General features: G+C 48.0%; 12 protein-coding genes. 7 read left to right on the top strand and 5 right to left on the bottom strand.

The features are described from left to right. The first annotated feature begins 24 nt into the window (after positions 1-24). Together ACYQ2L_RS09200 and ACYQ2L_RS09195 are read left to right on the top strand one after the other, a co-directional pair. Complete coding sequence (locus ACYQ2L_RS09200) at positions 25-1542, top strand: PAS domain-containing sensor histidine kinase (RefSeq protein ID WP_460054305.1); 1518 nt, start codon at positions 25-27, stop codon at positions 1540-1542. Further along, positions 1539-2555, top strand: a complete 1017-nt coding sequence (locus ACYQ2L_RS09195; protein ID WP_460054301.1) for a GGDEF domain-containing response regulator — start codon at positions 1539-1541, stop codon at positions 2553-2555. The genes ACYQ2L_RS09200 and ACYQ2L_RS09195 overlap by 4 nt, the downstream gene beginning before the upstream one ends. A gap of 15 nt (positions 2556-2570) precedes the next feature. On the opposite strand, the gene trxB is transcribed toward ACYQ2L_RS09195, so the two are convergent. Then, positions 2571-3524, bottom strand: a complete 954-nt coding sequence (gene trxB, locus ACYQ2L_RS09190) for a thioredoxin-disulfide reductase (RefSeq protein WP_460054297.1) — start codon at positions 3522-3524, stop codon at positions 2571-2573. Positions 3525-3649: 125 nt separating this feature from the next. Between trxB and ACYQ2L_RS09185 the strand changes: the two genes are divergently transcribed. Next, the gene (locus ACYQ2L_RS09185; protein WP_460054294.1) at positions 3650-4033 is read left to right on the top strand and encodes a hypothetical protein; all 384 of its coding nucleotides are present in this window, start codon (positions 3650-3652) and stop codon (positions 4031-4033) included. Here ACYQ2L_RS09185 and ACYQ2L_RS09180 read toward each other — a convergent pair. After that, a complete protein-coding gene (locus ACYQ2L_RS09180) occupies positions 4020-4259 on the bottom strand; it encodes a hypothetical protein (RefSeq protein ID WP_460054291.1) in 240 nt (79 codons plus the stop codon). The genes ACYQ2L_RS09185 and ACYQ2L_RS09180 overlap by 14 nt on opposite strands. 137 nt (positions 4260-4396) lie before the next feature. On the opposite strand from ACYQ2L_RS09180, the gene ACYQ2L_RS09175 reads away from it, so the two are divergent. From ACYQ2L_RS09175 to ACYQ2L_RS09165, 3 genes are read left to right on the top strand one after another with little or no spacing between them, the layout of a single operon-like run. After that, on the top strand, positions 4397-6829 hold the full coding sequence (locus tag ACYQ2L_RS09175) for a glycoside hydrolase family 94 protein (protein WP_460054289.1): 2433 nt from the start codon (positions 4397-4399) through the stop codon (positions 6827-6829). Continuing rightward, entirely contained in the window at positions 6826-9276 is a 2451-nt protein-coding gene (locus ACYQ2L_RS09170; RefSeq protein ID WP_460054287.1) for a glycoside hydrolase family 94 protein, read from the top strand. The genes ACYQ2L_RS09175 and ACYQ2L_RS09170 overlap by 4 nt, the downstream gene beginning before the upstream one ends. Before the next feature lie 23 nt (positions 9277-9299). After that, positions 9300-10469 (top strand): ROK family transcriptional regulator, encoded by a 1170-nt coding sequence (locus ACYQ2L_RS09165; RefSeq protein WP_460054282.1) that lies wholly within the window; start codon positions 9300-9302, stop codon positions 10467-10469. A 27-nt stretch (positions 10470-10496) separates the two neighbouring features. On the opposite strand, the gene ACYQ2L_RS09160 is transcribed toward ACYQ2L_RS09165, so the two are convergent. Next, the gene (locus tag ACYQ2L_RS09160) at positions 10497-11153 is read right to left on the bottom strand and encodes an FAD-binding oxidoreductase (protein ID WP_460054280.1); all 657 of its coding nucleotides are present in this window, start codon (positions 11151-11153) and stop codon (positions 10497-10499) included. A gap of 122 nt (positions 11154-11275) precedes the next feature. Here ACYQ2L_RS09160 and ACYQ2L_RS09155 point away from each other — a divergent pair, with 122 nt between their 5' ends. Further along, the gene (locus ACYQ2L_RS09155; RefSeq protein ID WP_460054277.1) at positions 11276-12016 is read left to right on the top strand and encodes an FkbM family methyltransferase; all 741 of its coding nucleotides are present in this window, start codon (positions 11276-11278) and stop codon (positions 12014-12016) included. A gap of 4 nt (positions 12017-12020) precedes the next feature. Here the strand turns inward: ACYQ2L_RS09155 and ACYQ2L_RS09150 are convergent, their stop codons facing one another. Beyond that, complete coding sequence (locus tag ACYQ2L_RS09150) at positions 12021-12752, bottom strand: MgtC/SapB family protein (protein ID WP_460054274.1); 732 nt, start codon at positions 12750-12752, stop codon at positions 12021-12023. Next, complete coding sequence (locus tag ACYQ2L_RS09145) at positions 12749-15256, bottom strand: glycogen/starch/alpha-glucan phosphorylase (protein ID WP_460054269.1); 2508 nt, start codon at positions 15254-15256, stop codon at positions 12749-12751. The genes ACYQ2L_RS09150 and ACYQ2L_RS09145 overlap by 4 nt, the downstream gene beginning before the upstream one ends. Positions 15257-15265: the final 9 nt, after the last annotated feature.

Here is a 15265-nt window from a genome sequence, read left to right as displayed (position 1 = left end):
ATCCAGGTGAGCTATGATTTACGTATGCTGTACGCACTGCTTGGACTGGTTGCTTTTACTGCAGGCATATCTGTTGCCTTATTATTATGGATGCGGTTCTCAAGACGAATACACCAAATACTCAATAATTCACCCGTGGCTGTATATGCTACGGACATCGAGGGGAAAATATACTTTGCGAACCAGAGTTTCTCGAAACTGACAGGCTACAGTCTCAAAGAGCTCAAGGGTAAAACCCCATCCATTCTGAAGTCCGGAAAAACAGCTCCGGAATATTACCAACGCCTCTGGGAGACCATAAAAGCTGGTGAGGTGTGGAATGAGGAAATCACAAACAAAAAGAAGGACGGCAGTTACTATAGTACACTCCAGTATATTAGTCCTCATTTCTCGAAAAAAGGACGATTGCTTGGCTTTATTGCAGTTCAGGAAGATGCAGAAGAGAGGAACCGGATAGCATCTACTCTGACCGAGTACAAGCATGCAGCAGAGGAAGCGGCAAGGACCAAACGCTCGTTTTTATCTATCATGAACCACGAGATGAGGACACCACTCAACAGTATTCTTGGTTTTGCCCGATTGATTCAGGAAGCAGATCCATTACCTGAAATCAAGCGCTATGCCGACTCAATTGAACAGTCAGGACAGAACCTGACGCGCATGGTTTCAGAGATGCTGGACATATCCAGAATAGAGAGTGATTTACTTGAGCTTACACCGGAGTTCTTCAACCCGCTGAGCGCGCTCATAGAAATCAACGGAAGATTTAAGGACAGGATCAGCAGGAAAAACCTGGAATTAATCCTGAAACACCCCGCTTTCATGCCTCGTGTCAAGCTTGATCCTTCCAGATGGCGACAGATCAGCTATAACCTCATGGACAATGCAGTAAAATTTACCGACTCAGGAAAAATTGAAGTCAAGCTGGACTGGACCCCAGAGAGATCAAGATACGGCTGTTTGAGTCTGAGCATTACGGATACCGGCATTGGTATAGATGCCAGATTTCACGAAGTGATTTTCGACAGGTTTTCACAGCTTGAAAACCAGGATTCACGACGCTTCAGCGGCACAGGACTCGGTCTTGCAATTGTTAAAAGTCTGGTCTCAATAATGGGAGGCGACCTGAACCTCACAAGCGAGGCAGGTCAGGGAAGCTGTTTCACAGTCCGATTCCCCGGTCTGGAAGCATCAAGCAACTATGAATCGAATGAAAGCACAGCTAAGTCGGAGTCCGAAGCAGACAGACTGCAATCTGATAGCAAGGCACCTGTGCTGGAACTGCCGGAGCAATGGCTGCTTTACTTCATGGAAACTGGCCCTGCTGTAAAAGCAAGATCAGTTCCCGAAGAGATTGCAGCCTGGGCCCGGGAGCAGATAGATACCTATAAGCCGGGAGCACTGGCAGAAGGACTGCTGCAGCAGCTGTCTGAGGCTGCTGATAACTGGGACATAGCAGAAATGACTGCTAAATGGCAGCAGATTGAACAACTCACTGCCCATACAGATAGACAGGAAGAAATAACAAGGAAAGATGCATGAATAAGACAGCTCATTATTCTGTTCTGATCGTGGACGATCAGCCGGAAAACATACAGATTGCCGCCAGCATATTAAAGGCTCCGGATCTGGTTATTAGTTATGCCACAGATGCCGAAGAAGCCCTGGATCGACTCAGCACTATGGATTTTGACCTTTTTCTGCTTGATATCATGATGCCAGGCATAGATGGCCTGGAGCTTTGCAGCAGGATCAAGAAAATGCCGCAGTACAAACAGGTTCCTGTCATTTTCCTTACCGCAAAAACCGACAAGCAAACCCTTATAGATGGCTTTCGGCACGGTGCTGTCGACTATATTGCAAAGCCGTTTTTCGCAGAAGAACTGGTACATAGGGTCAGGGCTCATCTACAGCTCCGCGATGCCCAACGGCGCATGGAGGACTACACCAATGAGCTGAACCTCCAGATCCTCAAAGCCATGAAAGCCGAAGAAGAACTTCAACAGAAGCAGAACGAACTAAGCAAAGCCAACAAAGCCCTGTCTGAATTAGCCAGTACTGATCCATTGACCAAGCTGCTGAATCGACGTAAAGGCTGGGATTATCTGGAATACGAGGAAGAACGAAGCCAACGTCATTCACAGCCCATCGGAACAATTCTGCTGGACCTGGATAATTTCAAGAGTGTAAACGACAGCTTTGGTCATGAAGCAGGTGACAGAGTCTTGGTGAAAGCTGCCGAAACCATGCGTGGCAGCATACGAAAACAGGACATTTTAATCCGCTGGGGTGGAGAGGAGTTTCTTATCTGTCTGCCGGAAACGGATCTGGACGGTAGCATTACAACTATTGAAAAAATCCGCACCGCAATGTCAGAGATTGACTGGCAGCTTCCGGATCAGCGGAGTATCAGCTTCTCATTCGGTGTGACTGTCAAATCCCCTGAAGAGAAATGGGATACCGCCATCAACCGGGCGGACAAAGCCCTTTACAAGGCTAAGGATAAAGGCCGCAACCGGTGGGAAGCGGCCCCTGAAAACAAATTTACTGAATGAATTTTTCAGCTGAGCTTAAGCATCTGCCTGTTCGGCCAGGAATTTCTCTGCATCCAAAGCAGCCATACATCCTGAACCCGCCGCAGAAATCGCCTGGCGATAGTGCTTATCCTGCACATCGCCGCAGGCAAAAATCCCGGGGATATTTGTTCTGGTAGTTCCCGGAATGGTCTGTATGTACCCGGCATCATCTGTATCGAGAGCATTTCCCAGAAAGTCTGTGTTCGGAGTGTGGCCAACGGCATAAAAGAGGCCTTTGGCCGGAACAAGGGTTTCTTCCCCGGTTTCACTGTTGCGAACCAGCACTTCCTCGAGCATCTTTTCCCCACGGACTTCTACTGCCTGTGTTTTCCACATAATCTGGATTTTCTCGTTATTGAACACACGCTTCTGCATGGCCTTTGAGGCACGCATTTCATCCCTGCGGACCAGAAGTGTCACTGAACTGCCGTACTTGGTCAGAAAACTTGCTTCCTCAGCTGCACTGTCCCCTCCTCCTATTACTACCAGAGGCTGATTCCGGAATAGAGGGAGTGCTCCATCACAGACGGCACAGGCAGAAATACCTCGCTGCCAAAGGCGGTCCTCCCCTGGAAGATCCAGTCTTCTGGCAGTAGCCCCGGTTGCAACAATTACCGCATCTGCCAGATATTCACCGCTGTCAGCTGTAACCCGGAATGGGCGTGAAGAAGTATCGACGGCGCTGACCGTTTCTGTCTTGATCTCGGTTCCAAAACGAATAGACTGTTTCCGCATGTTATCCATCAATTCAGGACCGCTGATGCCCTCCGGGAAACCCGGGAAATTATCAACTTCGGTTGTAGTTGTAAGCTGGCCTCCTGCAGCAACACCACCTGCCATGAAACCTTCAAACAGAAGCGGCTTCATCTCTGCCCTGGCTGCATATATAGCTGCAGTATGCGCTGCAGGTCCTGATCCGATAATTATAACTTTTCTTGTGTTTTCCATAGAAACCATCCTTATATATAGATAATCATATATTAATACAAATCGATATTATTTTCAAGTGTTTGCCACTTTCGAGAACTCATACTATCTTATAGTGGTACCACAGTACAAGAAAGGAAATGCATATGATACAGCTCTTTCAGATATCGGAATCAGAAATAGAAACAACTATACAGGACCATGAATATCCGGAATCGGTACGTTCCAGGCTGATGAACACTGCAGTAATCGCAACCCAGGATTGGTGTCCGGACTGGAGCTCCATGCAGCGCTGGTTGCATGAGTCAGAAAAGAAAGATGGTAACGTCCCGGATGTGGACATTGCGGTAGGTATAGTTATCTATAATAAAAAGCCATATCAGAATGAGTTCATGCGTGTAAAAGAGCGCTCATGGAAAAACGCCTTGATTCCATACATAAGGTACTATCACAACGGGCAATTGATCAGCGAATCAAACCGCGTGAGCAGGAAAGATTTTATCACGCGTTTTTCTGCTACACACCAATGAGAAACGGCACTTGTGTCCTGGGAACAGGATGAATTGAATTCTCAGCCTCCCGCTCCATCCAGTCCTTTGCAGATATACCATACTGCGAGATTGATTCGACACGCCTCAGCAGAGGGTGATACTCGAAAGCCTCAACTTTCACAACCTCATCTGAAATGTTCAGAACGTGATAGTATGTAACATTATCGGAATCACCGAAGACCTTATACCATTCACCCTGTTTCATAACTACATCATAAACCTTTCCGGAGAAATCTTCCAATTATAGTTGATTTTAAAGAAAGAAAGTTTGACAGCTCAGATGTTAGTTGATAGAATCAACTTATAAACTAACCTGATGTTTCAGAATATAAGGAGAAACAAATGCAATACGGTCATTTTGACGATCAAAACAAAGAGTATGTAATTACCGATCCAAGGACCCCTCTTCCCTGGATCAATTATCTGGGGTCTGAGGATTATTTCAGTCTGATATCAAATACCGCAGGAGGCTATTCCTACTACAAGGACGCGCTGTATAGAAGAATAACCCGATACCGCTACAATAATATGCCGCTTGACTTCGGCGGTAAGTATTTCTATATAAACGATAATGGAAGCATCTGGTCACCTGCCTGGAAACCGGCAACAACCGAGCTGGATACATATGAATGTCGGCATGGACTTGGCTACACAACGATTACCGGCAGCAAAAATGGACTGACATGCTCACAGCAGGCCTTCGTACCTGTAGGATCCGCATGTGAGGTACACCTGATCAGCCTGAAAAACACCAGCCAGGAAACAAAGAATGTGTCGCTATTCTCGTTCATCGAGTGGTGTCTCTGGAATGCCCAGGATGATATGACGAACTTCCAGAGAAATCTTTCGATAGGCGAAGTAGAAATTCATGGCGGCACCATTTATCACAAGACGGAATACCGGGAGAGAAGAAATCATCTCGCTTTTTTCCACACAGATGGAAAACCAGCCGGCTTCGATACCGATCGTGAGGCTTTTTTCGGTATGTACAACGGGTTCCAGCAGCCGCAAACGGTCCTTGCCGACAAGGCTAGCAACTCCGTTGCCGATGGATGGTCTCCTATTGCCAGTCATCAACTCAAATACAGCATAGCTCCAGGAGAAGAGATCAAACAGGTTTTCATTCTCGGTTATGTAGAGAATCCGGAAAATGAAAAATGGACGGCTCTGGGAAAAATCAATACAAGCAGAGCAGAAAAAATGATTGAGACCTTTGCCAGTCCGGCCAAAGCAGAGCAGGCTCTGGACAAGTTGAAAACATACTGGGACAACCTGCTGGCTGGTTACAAGCTGAAGCATTCCGACAACAGACTGGAACGCATGGTCAATGTCTGGAATCAGTATCAGTGCATGGTGACCTACAATGTAGGGAGAAGTGCCAGCTATTTCGAGAGCGGCATTGGCAGAGGACTGGGATTCCGGGACACCAACCAGGATCTCTTGGGCTTTGTTCATCTTATTCCGGAGCGGGCAAAGGAGAGAATCCTGGATGTCGCAGCTACACAGTTAGCGGACGGCGGATGTTATCATCAGTATCAACCGCTTACGAAGCGCGGGAACGATGCAATCGGAGGAAACTTCAATGATGATCCACTATGGTTGATTGCAAGTGTTACCGCATATATCCGTGAAACCAATGACTGGGCAATTCTGGATGCCGATGTTCCATTCGAGAACAATCCGGATAACAGCGGTTCACTGTTTGAACATCTGACGCGTTCAGTAAATCATGTGCTGAATAATCTCGGCCCGCACATGCTTCCACTCATAGGTAGAGCTGACTGGAATGATTGTCTGAATCTGAACAGTTTTTCAACCAACCCTGACCAGTCATTTCAGACCGCAGATTCTAAAGAAGGAAAAACAGCTGAAAGCGTATTCATCGCTGGAATGTTTGTATACTACGGCCGGCAGTACGCTGAGCTGGCCCTGCGTAGCGGCAAAAAAGATGAACAGAAGCGAGTACTGGCTGCTGTCAAGGAAATGGAAGAAGCCGTCAAGAAAAGCGGATGGGATGGAGACTGGTATCTCCGCGCATATGACGATGCGGGAGAAAAAATCGGCAGCAAGGAATGCGAAGAAGGCAAAATATTCATTGAAAGCCAGGGATTCTGTTCGATGGCAGAGATTGGTACCGAAGACGACATGCCACGTAAGGCCCTGGATGCGGTTGAGACTCATTTGGCTACTGACTACGGGATCGTCCTGCAGCAGCCGCCATACTCCAAATACTACCTGCAGCTGGGAGAAATCAGCTCCTATCCTGAAGGCTATAAGGAAAATGCCGGCATTTTCTGTCATAATAATCCCTGGGTTATAATCGGTGAGACAAGTCTCGGACGTGGAGACAAGGCATTTGAGTACTATCGTAGAATTGCGCCAGCATACCTTGAGGAAATCAGTGATCTTCACCGGACTGAGCCCTATGTATATTCACAGATGATTGCAGGAAAAGATGCCGCCCGACATGGTGAAGCAAAGAATTCCTGGTTGACAGGTACTGCAGCATGGAATTTTGTGGCTGTTTCACAGCATATACTTGGTGTAAGGGCTGATTTTGACGGTCTGTTGGTTGACCCATGTATTCCGCCGGACTGGCAGGAATTCACTGTACAACGACGCTTTCGGGGTGCGGAATATCACATCACCATAAAAAATCCGGATAAACGCATGAAGGGTGTTAAACGCATGCTTCTGAACGGAACGCAAATCAGCGGAAATATTATTCCGGCCCAGGCAGCCGGCAGCAGCAACACAGTGGAGGTGTATCTATGAACTGCGGATTCTTTGATCATATAAACCGGGAATATGTAATTACAAGTCCCAAAACACCAACTCCCTGGATCAATTATATAGGCACGAGAGATTTCGGCGGATTTATTGATCAGAAAGGCGGCGGCGTTATCTGTAAGGGTGATCCCGCCACCAATCGTATAGTCAAGTATGTTCCACAGCTACCGGCAGCGGACTTCAACGGAGAAACACTGTACGTCAGGCTTAATACTGCAGATCATACGAATACTGTTTTTTCGCCATTCTACACACCATGTCTGCATTCATACAGTAAATATGAGTGCCGTGTCGGCCAGGGTTACTCTCTGTTCCGCAGTAGTTTTTACGATCTGGATTTCGAAATACTTGTTTTTGTTCCCCTTGGTGGATCAGAAGTCATACGAAAAATCACAGTCAAAAATAACAGCCGGAACAGCTGCCGGGTCGATTTGATACCAGTCGTGGAGTACACCCATTTTGATGCACTGAAACAATTTACCAATGCTGACTGGGTACCTCAGACCATGCAGAGCGATGCCTTGAGCGACGCCAAAGGTGGTGTAATTCTCAGGCAGTATGCATACATGAAGCGCGGCTATGCAGAGAATTATTTTACATCCAATCTCCCGGTCAGCTCATATGAGACGGACAGAAGTCTGTTTCTGGGGGATTCAGGTTATGGAACCTGGGCTAATCCTCAGAGCCTCCAGGAGACTGAACTCAACAACAGTGAGGCCCGGCGCGGAGATAATATTGCAGCATTAATGCATCATCTTGGAGAAATCGCACCCGGCGAATCCCGGACCCTGATTACGCAGTTGGGACAGAGTACCACCATAGATGCAGCAAAGGAACGCATAACAAGATTCCGCAAGGAAGAAAATGTCCATGCTGCATTCACAGAACTCCGGAATTACTGGGACGGTTTTCTCAACAAGTTCCAGATAGATGTACCGGATCCAGCCTTTGCTTCCATGGTGAACGTCCACAATCCTCACCAGTGCCTGATTACATATTACTGGTCACGATATCTGTCTCTGTATCAACTTGGATTAGGCGCCAGAATGATGGGCTTTCGCGACAGCTCACAGGATGTCATGGGCATAATTGCCGGGGCTCCGGAACTTGCAAAGAAACTGTTGAATATGCTCCTGCAGGTGCAGAAGCGGAACGGTTCCGCCATGCATCAGTTCAATCCTGTTACCCTGATTGCCAACGAGGGAGACAGCCGCGAAGAGGAGGACCGTCCGAAATATTATGGCGATGATCATCTCTGGGTTGTTCTTGCAGTGTGTGAGTATATCAAGGAAACCGCTGATCTTGATTTTCTGAAAGCAGAGATTCCGTTTTATGAAAAAGACAAATCCGGCACAGCTATAGAGAGCGGAACGGTACTTGAACATCTGAAACGGGCACTCGACTTTACCTTCGGAAACACCGGCAGCCACGGACTGCCATTACTCGGTTTTGCAGACTGGAACGATACAGTCAACCTACCGGAAGGTGCAGAATCTGTAATGATTGCCGGAATGTACGGCAAAGCACTGACTGAAATGATCAGCCTCATGGATTTTCTTGGCGACAGCCAAACAGCAGAAGAATACCGGAAACGACACAGTGCCATGAAAGAGACCGTCAACAGCATTGCCTGGGATGGCTCATGGTACCGACGCTACTTCGATGACAAAGGACAGGCGCTTGGCACAGCTGAGAACACCTACGGTCAGATCTATACCAATGCCCAGTCATGGACGATTATCGGGGGATATGCTGACAAGCAGCGGGCCGAGCAAGCCCTGAACAGCGTGAATGAAAAACTGAACACCTCCAATGGTATCAAGCTTTCAACCCCCGGCTATGATGGGTATATCCCGGAGATAGGTGGTGTGACCACCTTCCCGCCCGGTGCCAAGGAGAATGGTGGTATCTTCCTTCATTCGAATCCCTGGGTAATAATTGCGGAAACAATGCTAGGCAATGGTAACCGGGCATTCGAGTATTATGCCCAGATTAACCCTGCAGCGAGAAATGAAAGCATCGAGCAGTACGAAGTCGAGCCCTACTGCTATGCGCAGAACATTCTCAGTGATGAACATCCACAGGCAGGGCTTGGAAGAAACAGTTGGCTTTCCGGCACCGCTTCCTGGATGTATCAGGCGGCATGTAAACACATTCTCGGTATACGCCCCGTCTATAACGGCCTGGAGATTTCTCCCTGTGTACCCGGAGACTGGACGAACTTCAAGGTCCACAGGAACTACCGTGGAATAATGCTGCATATTCTGGTTCATAAGCCCCGCGGTATTTGCAGTGGAGAGACCAGCATATATTGTAATGGCGAAGCACTTGAAGGTAATATACTGCCTGCAGAACTGATTACCGGATTGCAGCGTAAAGGTGTTCGAGAAGTAGATGTACATGTCTCTATAGCAGCGAACCAGCACAACTAATAAAGCAGGGAGACAGGAATCACATGATAATCGGAGTCAATGCAGCACGGATACTGCGCAGCTTGTGGACGAAACAGACAATGAGCAGAGTTGATTTGGCAGCTTATCTCCAGCTCGACAAATCAACCGTCTCGAAAATTGTCGGTGAATGCATTGACTGCGGTTTGCTCCTTCAGGTTTCAAAAGGCGATGCCAGCCCTCAGGGCGGACGGAAGCCGATTTATCTTGCAATAAATCCAGCCTTTGGAGCAGTTCTGGGGGTGGAAATTCAGACTGAGTATGCGATTGCCGTTCTGGTGGATATGAGCGGACGCATACTGTTTGAGTGCAAGCGTACCTTGCCTGGCAAATTCTTCTCTGTAGCCAGAAGCTTTACAGAAATCTATGAAAGCCTGCAGCCGGAACTGCAGGCCTGCGGAATTCCGATCATCGGAGCAGCTATCGGCACAGCAGGAATTATCAATCCCTATGACGGCATAATATACCGATCTACTCCTCTGCATATAAAAATGCCCCAGGAGCTGTATTCTGAACTCGATAAGGCAGTGAGCATTCCGGTTCTCATTGATAATGATGCAAATTGCGGAGCCTGGGGTGAAATCGCTTTTCCGGAAGAAGGAAGAGATCCCGGAAATTTCGTATACATACTCGCAGAAACACGTAAAAGCACAGTTCACGATGCGGCCTACAATGGTATTGCTGTTGGTGCAAGCATTGGAATAGAGAACAGGGTCATGTACGGGCGGCAGTACTCAGCTGGTGAATTCAGAAGCCTGTTCCGCAGCGGTGAATATATCAACCAGTTTTCAGTGAGTGATCAGGAAGCTGAATGCTATGAGGACGACCCACATATTTTCGAGAAGATCGCAAGAGAACTTTCCAGAAACATCGCTCTCATAGTAAACATGCTGAATCTTGATACCGTAATTCTGGGTGGTAGAATCGAGTTCCATCCAGAAATTCTCAATATAATGCAGGAAGAAATCGATCGGAACTGGTCCTACGACATCCCGGTGCAGACAAGAATTCGATTCAGCGACCGCAAGGAAAACACTATAGCCTACGGTGCTGCAGGTATGTTCCTGGAACATCTGTTTTCAGTACCGGATATCAGCAAGGATCATAACCCGCTGGGCATAGACAGTCTGAGAGTACGCGCCGCCGGCGCAACCGATCTGGTAATGGAAGTCTGAATTTTTGAGCACCACGCTCCCGAGCCGTCAGAAATAGACCTCGGTGTGGAATCCTTCTCTGGGATGCTCACGTGAAAGAAGCTCATAGTAGACCTGATAAATCATCTGCTGATTACCGCAGAGATACACTTTGTGTGTCGGAGGCACATCAAGTTCGTGGATGTAATCCGTAACACGCCCGTAATAATCGCCGCCTTTCTGACGGGAAACACAGGCGACATAGCGCTCTGGATGATAATCCTGGAACTCATATCTCTCATCAAGATACCGTACACCGTGAAGCAGGATATAATTTAAATCCGGATATGCCTGGACAAAGGCATGAAAGGGCGCGATCCCGGTTCCGGTCGCAATGAAAAGGTATGTAGTTTCATCAATGGTCCCTGGATCTATTGTAAAATGCCCAGCCGGCCCCTGGATTTCCAGCAAGTCTCCGATTCTGGCTTTTCTGAATGCACGGGACAACAAGCCGTCCTGAACCTCACGGATCAGGAATTCCACCTCTTCGCAATTCGGTCTGGAATAAACCGAATACCAGCGCTTCTCGCCAATTCCGGGTATTCCAATCGCAAAGCGTTGACCGGGATTGACTTGCCCGCCTTTCCATTCCATTCTCAAGACATATGATGAATCTGTAAGCTGTCGGATTCCTGCGACCCGATGTAGCTGCTGTGTCTGCTTCATATACTATAAAATACAAAGAAGCGGTCACATAGGCAATTATCCAGCGCTTATAAGTCTTGCTTGACGAGTAATTCCCGGCAGTCTACTATTCAATAGTCAATAAAAGCAGCGGGAGTAATGACATGATATCAGATTTCGGAGACATACACGAAAACGTCGGCAAATGGCTCAACAGACTGGCCGACTATCTGAATAAACCAGTAGTGTATGACATAGGCGCGCACACAGGCATGTTCAGCATTGCCCTGGCTCGAAAAGGCTGCAGCGTGGTCGCATTTGAACCAGTTCCGGCTACTCTTGAAGGTCTGAGAAAAAATATTCATGAAGCCGGGCTTGAATCAGACATCACGGTTATTCCCAGAGGGCTTGCAAATCAGGATCAGCACGTACTCATCCACCAGTTCAGCGATGAAACTTTCAACTCGATTTTTCCACGGGATCCTGAGCAGCAGAAACAGTACCATCTGGAGTCCTATGGGCATGCCGAGATTCACGTACAGCCCCTGGACGATATGCAGAAAGAACTTAACCTTCCCTTGCCTGCTTTGATCAAAATGGATATTGAAGGTGCAGAACTCTTTGCCCTGCAAGGTGCTTCAGGTCTTCTGCGTCAGGCCCATCCTGTAATTCTCGTGGAATACAGTACTGAGAACTGTATGAACGCAGGCTACGAAAGACGGGAAATCGTTCATGAGCTGCAGCTCAAAGGCTATATTCCCTACGGGTTATTCAGAAACAAGGATGAGAAACTGTATGGCGCCAGCCGCTTCAGCGACAAGCGAATCTGGAACCTGATAGCAGTCCCCGAATCCAGGCACGATGCCTTCTCTGCTGATTTCAGTGACTATATTGAAATTGAATAAAAAGTTACCTGGGCGCTTTAAGCTTCACCCTGCGGACACCGGTGAGTTCCGAAACCTCTCTGCAGAAAGCTGAAGCTGTAAATTTAGTCGGCATTTTCATTTGAAATGTAAGTTCAAACTGCTCGGTCGACATCTGAAAATCAAGTTCCTCTTCCAGAATTGTCAGCCCGGCTTTATCAAGAAGTTCTCGTATCTGAAACTCTACATCCGGGTATTTCAACAGAGCAGCTACCTCAAGACGACGAAGTACCACGGAATTCACCATCCTGTTTTCAAAGCGGGACAAGCTTCTCAGCGTAAAAAGAATGAGTAATGTTGCCAGAACAGCAATAAGATAAAGTCCTGCCCCAACCGTAAGGCCAAGCCCGGCAGCCACCCACAGACTGGCAGCTGTAGTAATACCTTTGACTCCCCCACGCATGCGGAGAATGGCTCCGCCGCCGATAAACCCGACGCCGGAGATTACCTGGGCAGCAATACGCGCGGGATCAGCCCCCTGTTCGACAGGAAACTGCCGCGCTATTGCAGATGATAGAATCATTACCAAAGCTGCACCCATACAGATCAGCATGTGCGTCCGGAGACCTGCAGGCTGACTGTTACTTTCCCGTTCCCAGCCAATCAAGCCACCGCAGAGCAGCGCCAGTATCAGGCGCAGGGCGGCAACCAGGAAGAAAACGAGATCAGGGCCAAACAGGAACTCCGAAGTCAGGGCAGCAATGGCGGATTCATTCATGCCTGTGACTTTGCCTCATCTAGTGTTTCAGCTACATCGAGATTATACTCTATCTCACATGCTTCAACGCCCCAGATATCTTTGGCATACTCAGCAATGGTTCGGTCAGATGAGAATTTCCCGGCAGCTGCAATATTCAGAATTGCTTTCTCAGCCCATTTACTTCTGTTCTGATACAGTTTTTCCACCTCACGCTGAGCATCTGCATAGGACTGCAGATCTGCCAGGTGCATGTAGTAATCACCTTTTTCAAACAGAAGCTCACGAATCGGCTCAAACAATCCGGGCTCGCCGAAGTTGAAGTGCCCTGAGAACAGCAGATCCAGGGCTTCCCGAATCTCCTCATTGTCCTGATAGTAGGTGTAGGGATTATATACGGGCCGAAGATCATTAACCTCGGTAGCTGTAAGTCCGAAAATAACACAGTTTTCAGCACCAGCTTCCTCACAGATCTCGATATTGGCACCATCAAGTGTTCCAAGGGTGATTGCACCATTTGCCATGAACTTCATGTTACCGGTACCTGAGGCCTCTGTTCCGGCTGTGGAAATCTGTTCCGAGACGTCCGTCGCGGGAAACATCTTTTCGGCAAGACTCACACGGTAATTCGGCAGGAAATAGACGCGGAGCTTGTCGCGCACCATTGGATCCTTGTTGATCACGTTTCCGAGATTGTTCACAAGCTTGATAATCAGCTTGGCCATTTTATAGCCCGGGGCAGCCTTTCCACCGATAAGAAATGTACGCGGATACACGTCCTCTCCCTTACGGATTCTGTTGTAGAGCATGACGATATGCAGAGCATTGAGCAACTGTCGCTTGTACTCGTGAATACGCTTGATCTGGACATCGAAAATAGTATCTGTTTCAAGCTTCCAGCCTGTCTCCCGCTCAACCGTCTCGGCAAGACGGATCTTGCATTGCTCTTTGACCTTGAGGAATTTCTTCTGGAAAGCCTTATCCTTGGCATATGGAGCCAGTTTCTTCAGATCAGCGAAATTCGTAATCCAGCTATCTCCGATTGTGTCGGTAATCAGTTTACTGAGATCCGGGTTTGCTTTCAGGAGGAATCGGCGCTGGGTAATTCCATTGGTCTTGTTGTTGAACCTTTCAGGAAACATTTCCGCAAACTCTGGTACCAGGCGCTCCTTTAGAAGTTCAGTATGCAATGCCGCAACACCATTGGTGGAATGTGATCCGACAATGGAAAGGTACGCCATTCGAACCTGCTTCTGATCTCCTTCCTCAATTATACTCATTGATTTCAGACGCTGTGAATTTCCAGGATAGGAAATTGATACCTGCTCGAGAAAATCATGATTTATCTTGTAAATTATCTGTAGATGTCGCGGAAGCAGCTTCTCGAGCATGTGAACAGACCACTTTTCGAGGGCTTCCGGCATGAGGGTATGATTGGTGTAACCAAGTGTTTTGATGGTGATATCCCATGCCTGATCCCAGTCGAGTCCTTCCTGGTCCAACAGCAGTCTCATAAGCTCCGGTACCGCAAGAGAAGGATGCGTGTCATTCAGCTGGATTGCTGCCATATCAGGAAGCTGCTTCCAGCTCTTCCCACTTTTCTTGAACCGCCGGAGTATGTCCCAGAGCGAACATGCCACGAACAGATACTGCTGTTTCAATCGCAGTTCCTTCCCAAGATAAAGAGTATCGTTAGGATACAGTACCTTGGTCAGGTTTTCTGCTGCAACCTTATCGGCTACTGCTTCGACATATTCACCTTCATTGAACCGCTGGAAATCGAATTCCTCGCCGGACTGAGCGCTCCAGAGCCGCAGGGTATTAACGGTCTTCCCGCCAAAGCCGACGATTGGTGTATCATAGGCAACACCCTGAACTTCCTCGGTGTCTATCCACTTGTGGCGTAGCTTTCCATTTTCCTCGACGGTTATTACATGTCCACCGAAATGAACAGGAACAGTAATGTCCGGTCGCTCAATCTCCCAGGGATTTCCCTGTCGCAGCCAGTCATCCGGATGCTCGATCTGATAACCGTTGTCGATCCCCTGACGGAATATTCCATAATCATATCTGAGACCGTAACCGAAAGCCGGTAGATCAAGGGTAGCCATGGAATCCAGAAAACAGGCAGCAAGACGTCCTAAACCACCGTTTCCAAGGCCTGCATCGGTTTCCTGTTCACGTAAATCCTCCCAGTCATAACCAAGTTCAGCCATGGCATCACGAACCTCGTTCTCCATTCCCATGTTGATTACATTATTTCCCATGGCTCTTCCCATAAGGAACTCAAGTGAGAGGTAGTATACACGCTTCACACCTTTGTTATGATGCGTCCTCTGTGTAAGCAGCCATTGGTTAATCAAGCGGTCACGCACTGCATACGAGAGAGCCATAAAGCGTTTGTAGTCCTCGGTTGAATAGCGGTCGACTCCGAGCGTATATTTTAGGTGCTCGGCAAACCCCCATTTAATCGATTCCGCATCTCTTCCCCGGCGTGTCTCGATTCGGGCATTCGTTTTGGCCATAAAAACTCC

The organism is Spirochaeta dissipatitropha (assembly GCF_054657935.1).
Note: the sequence above shows the minus strand (reverse complement) of the source record. Positions and strands in the feature narration are given on the sequence as shown.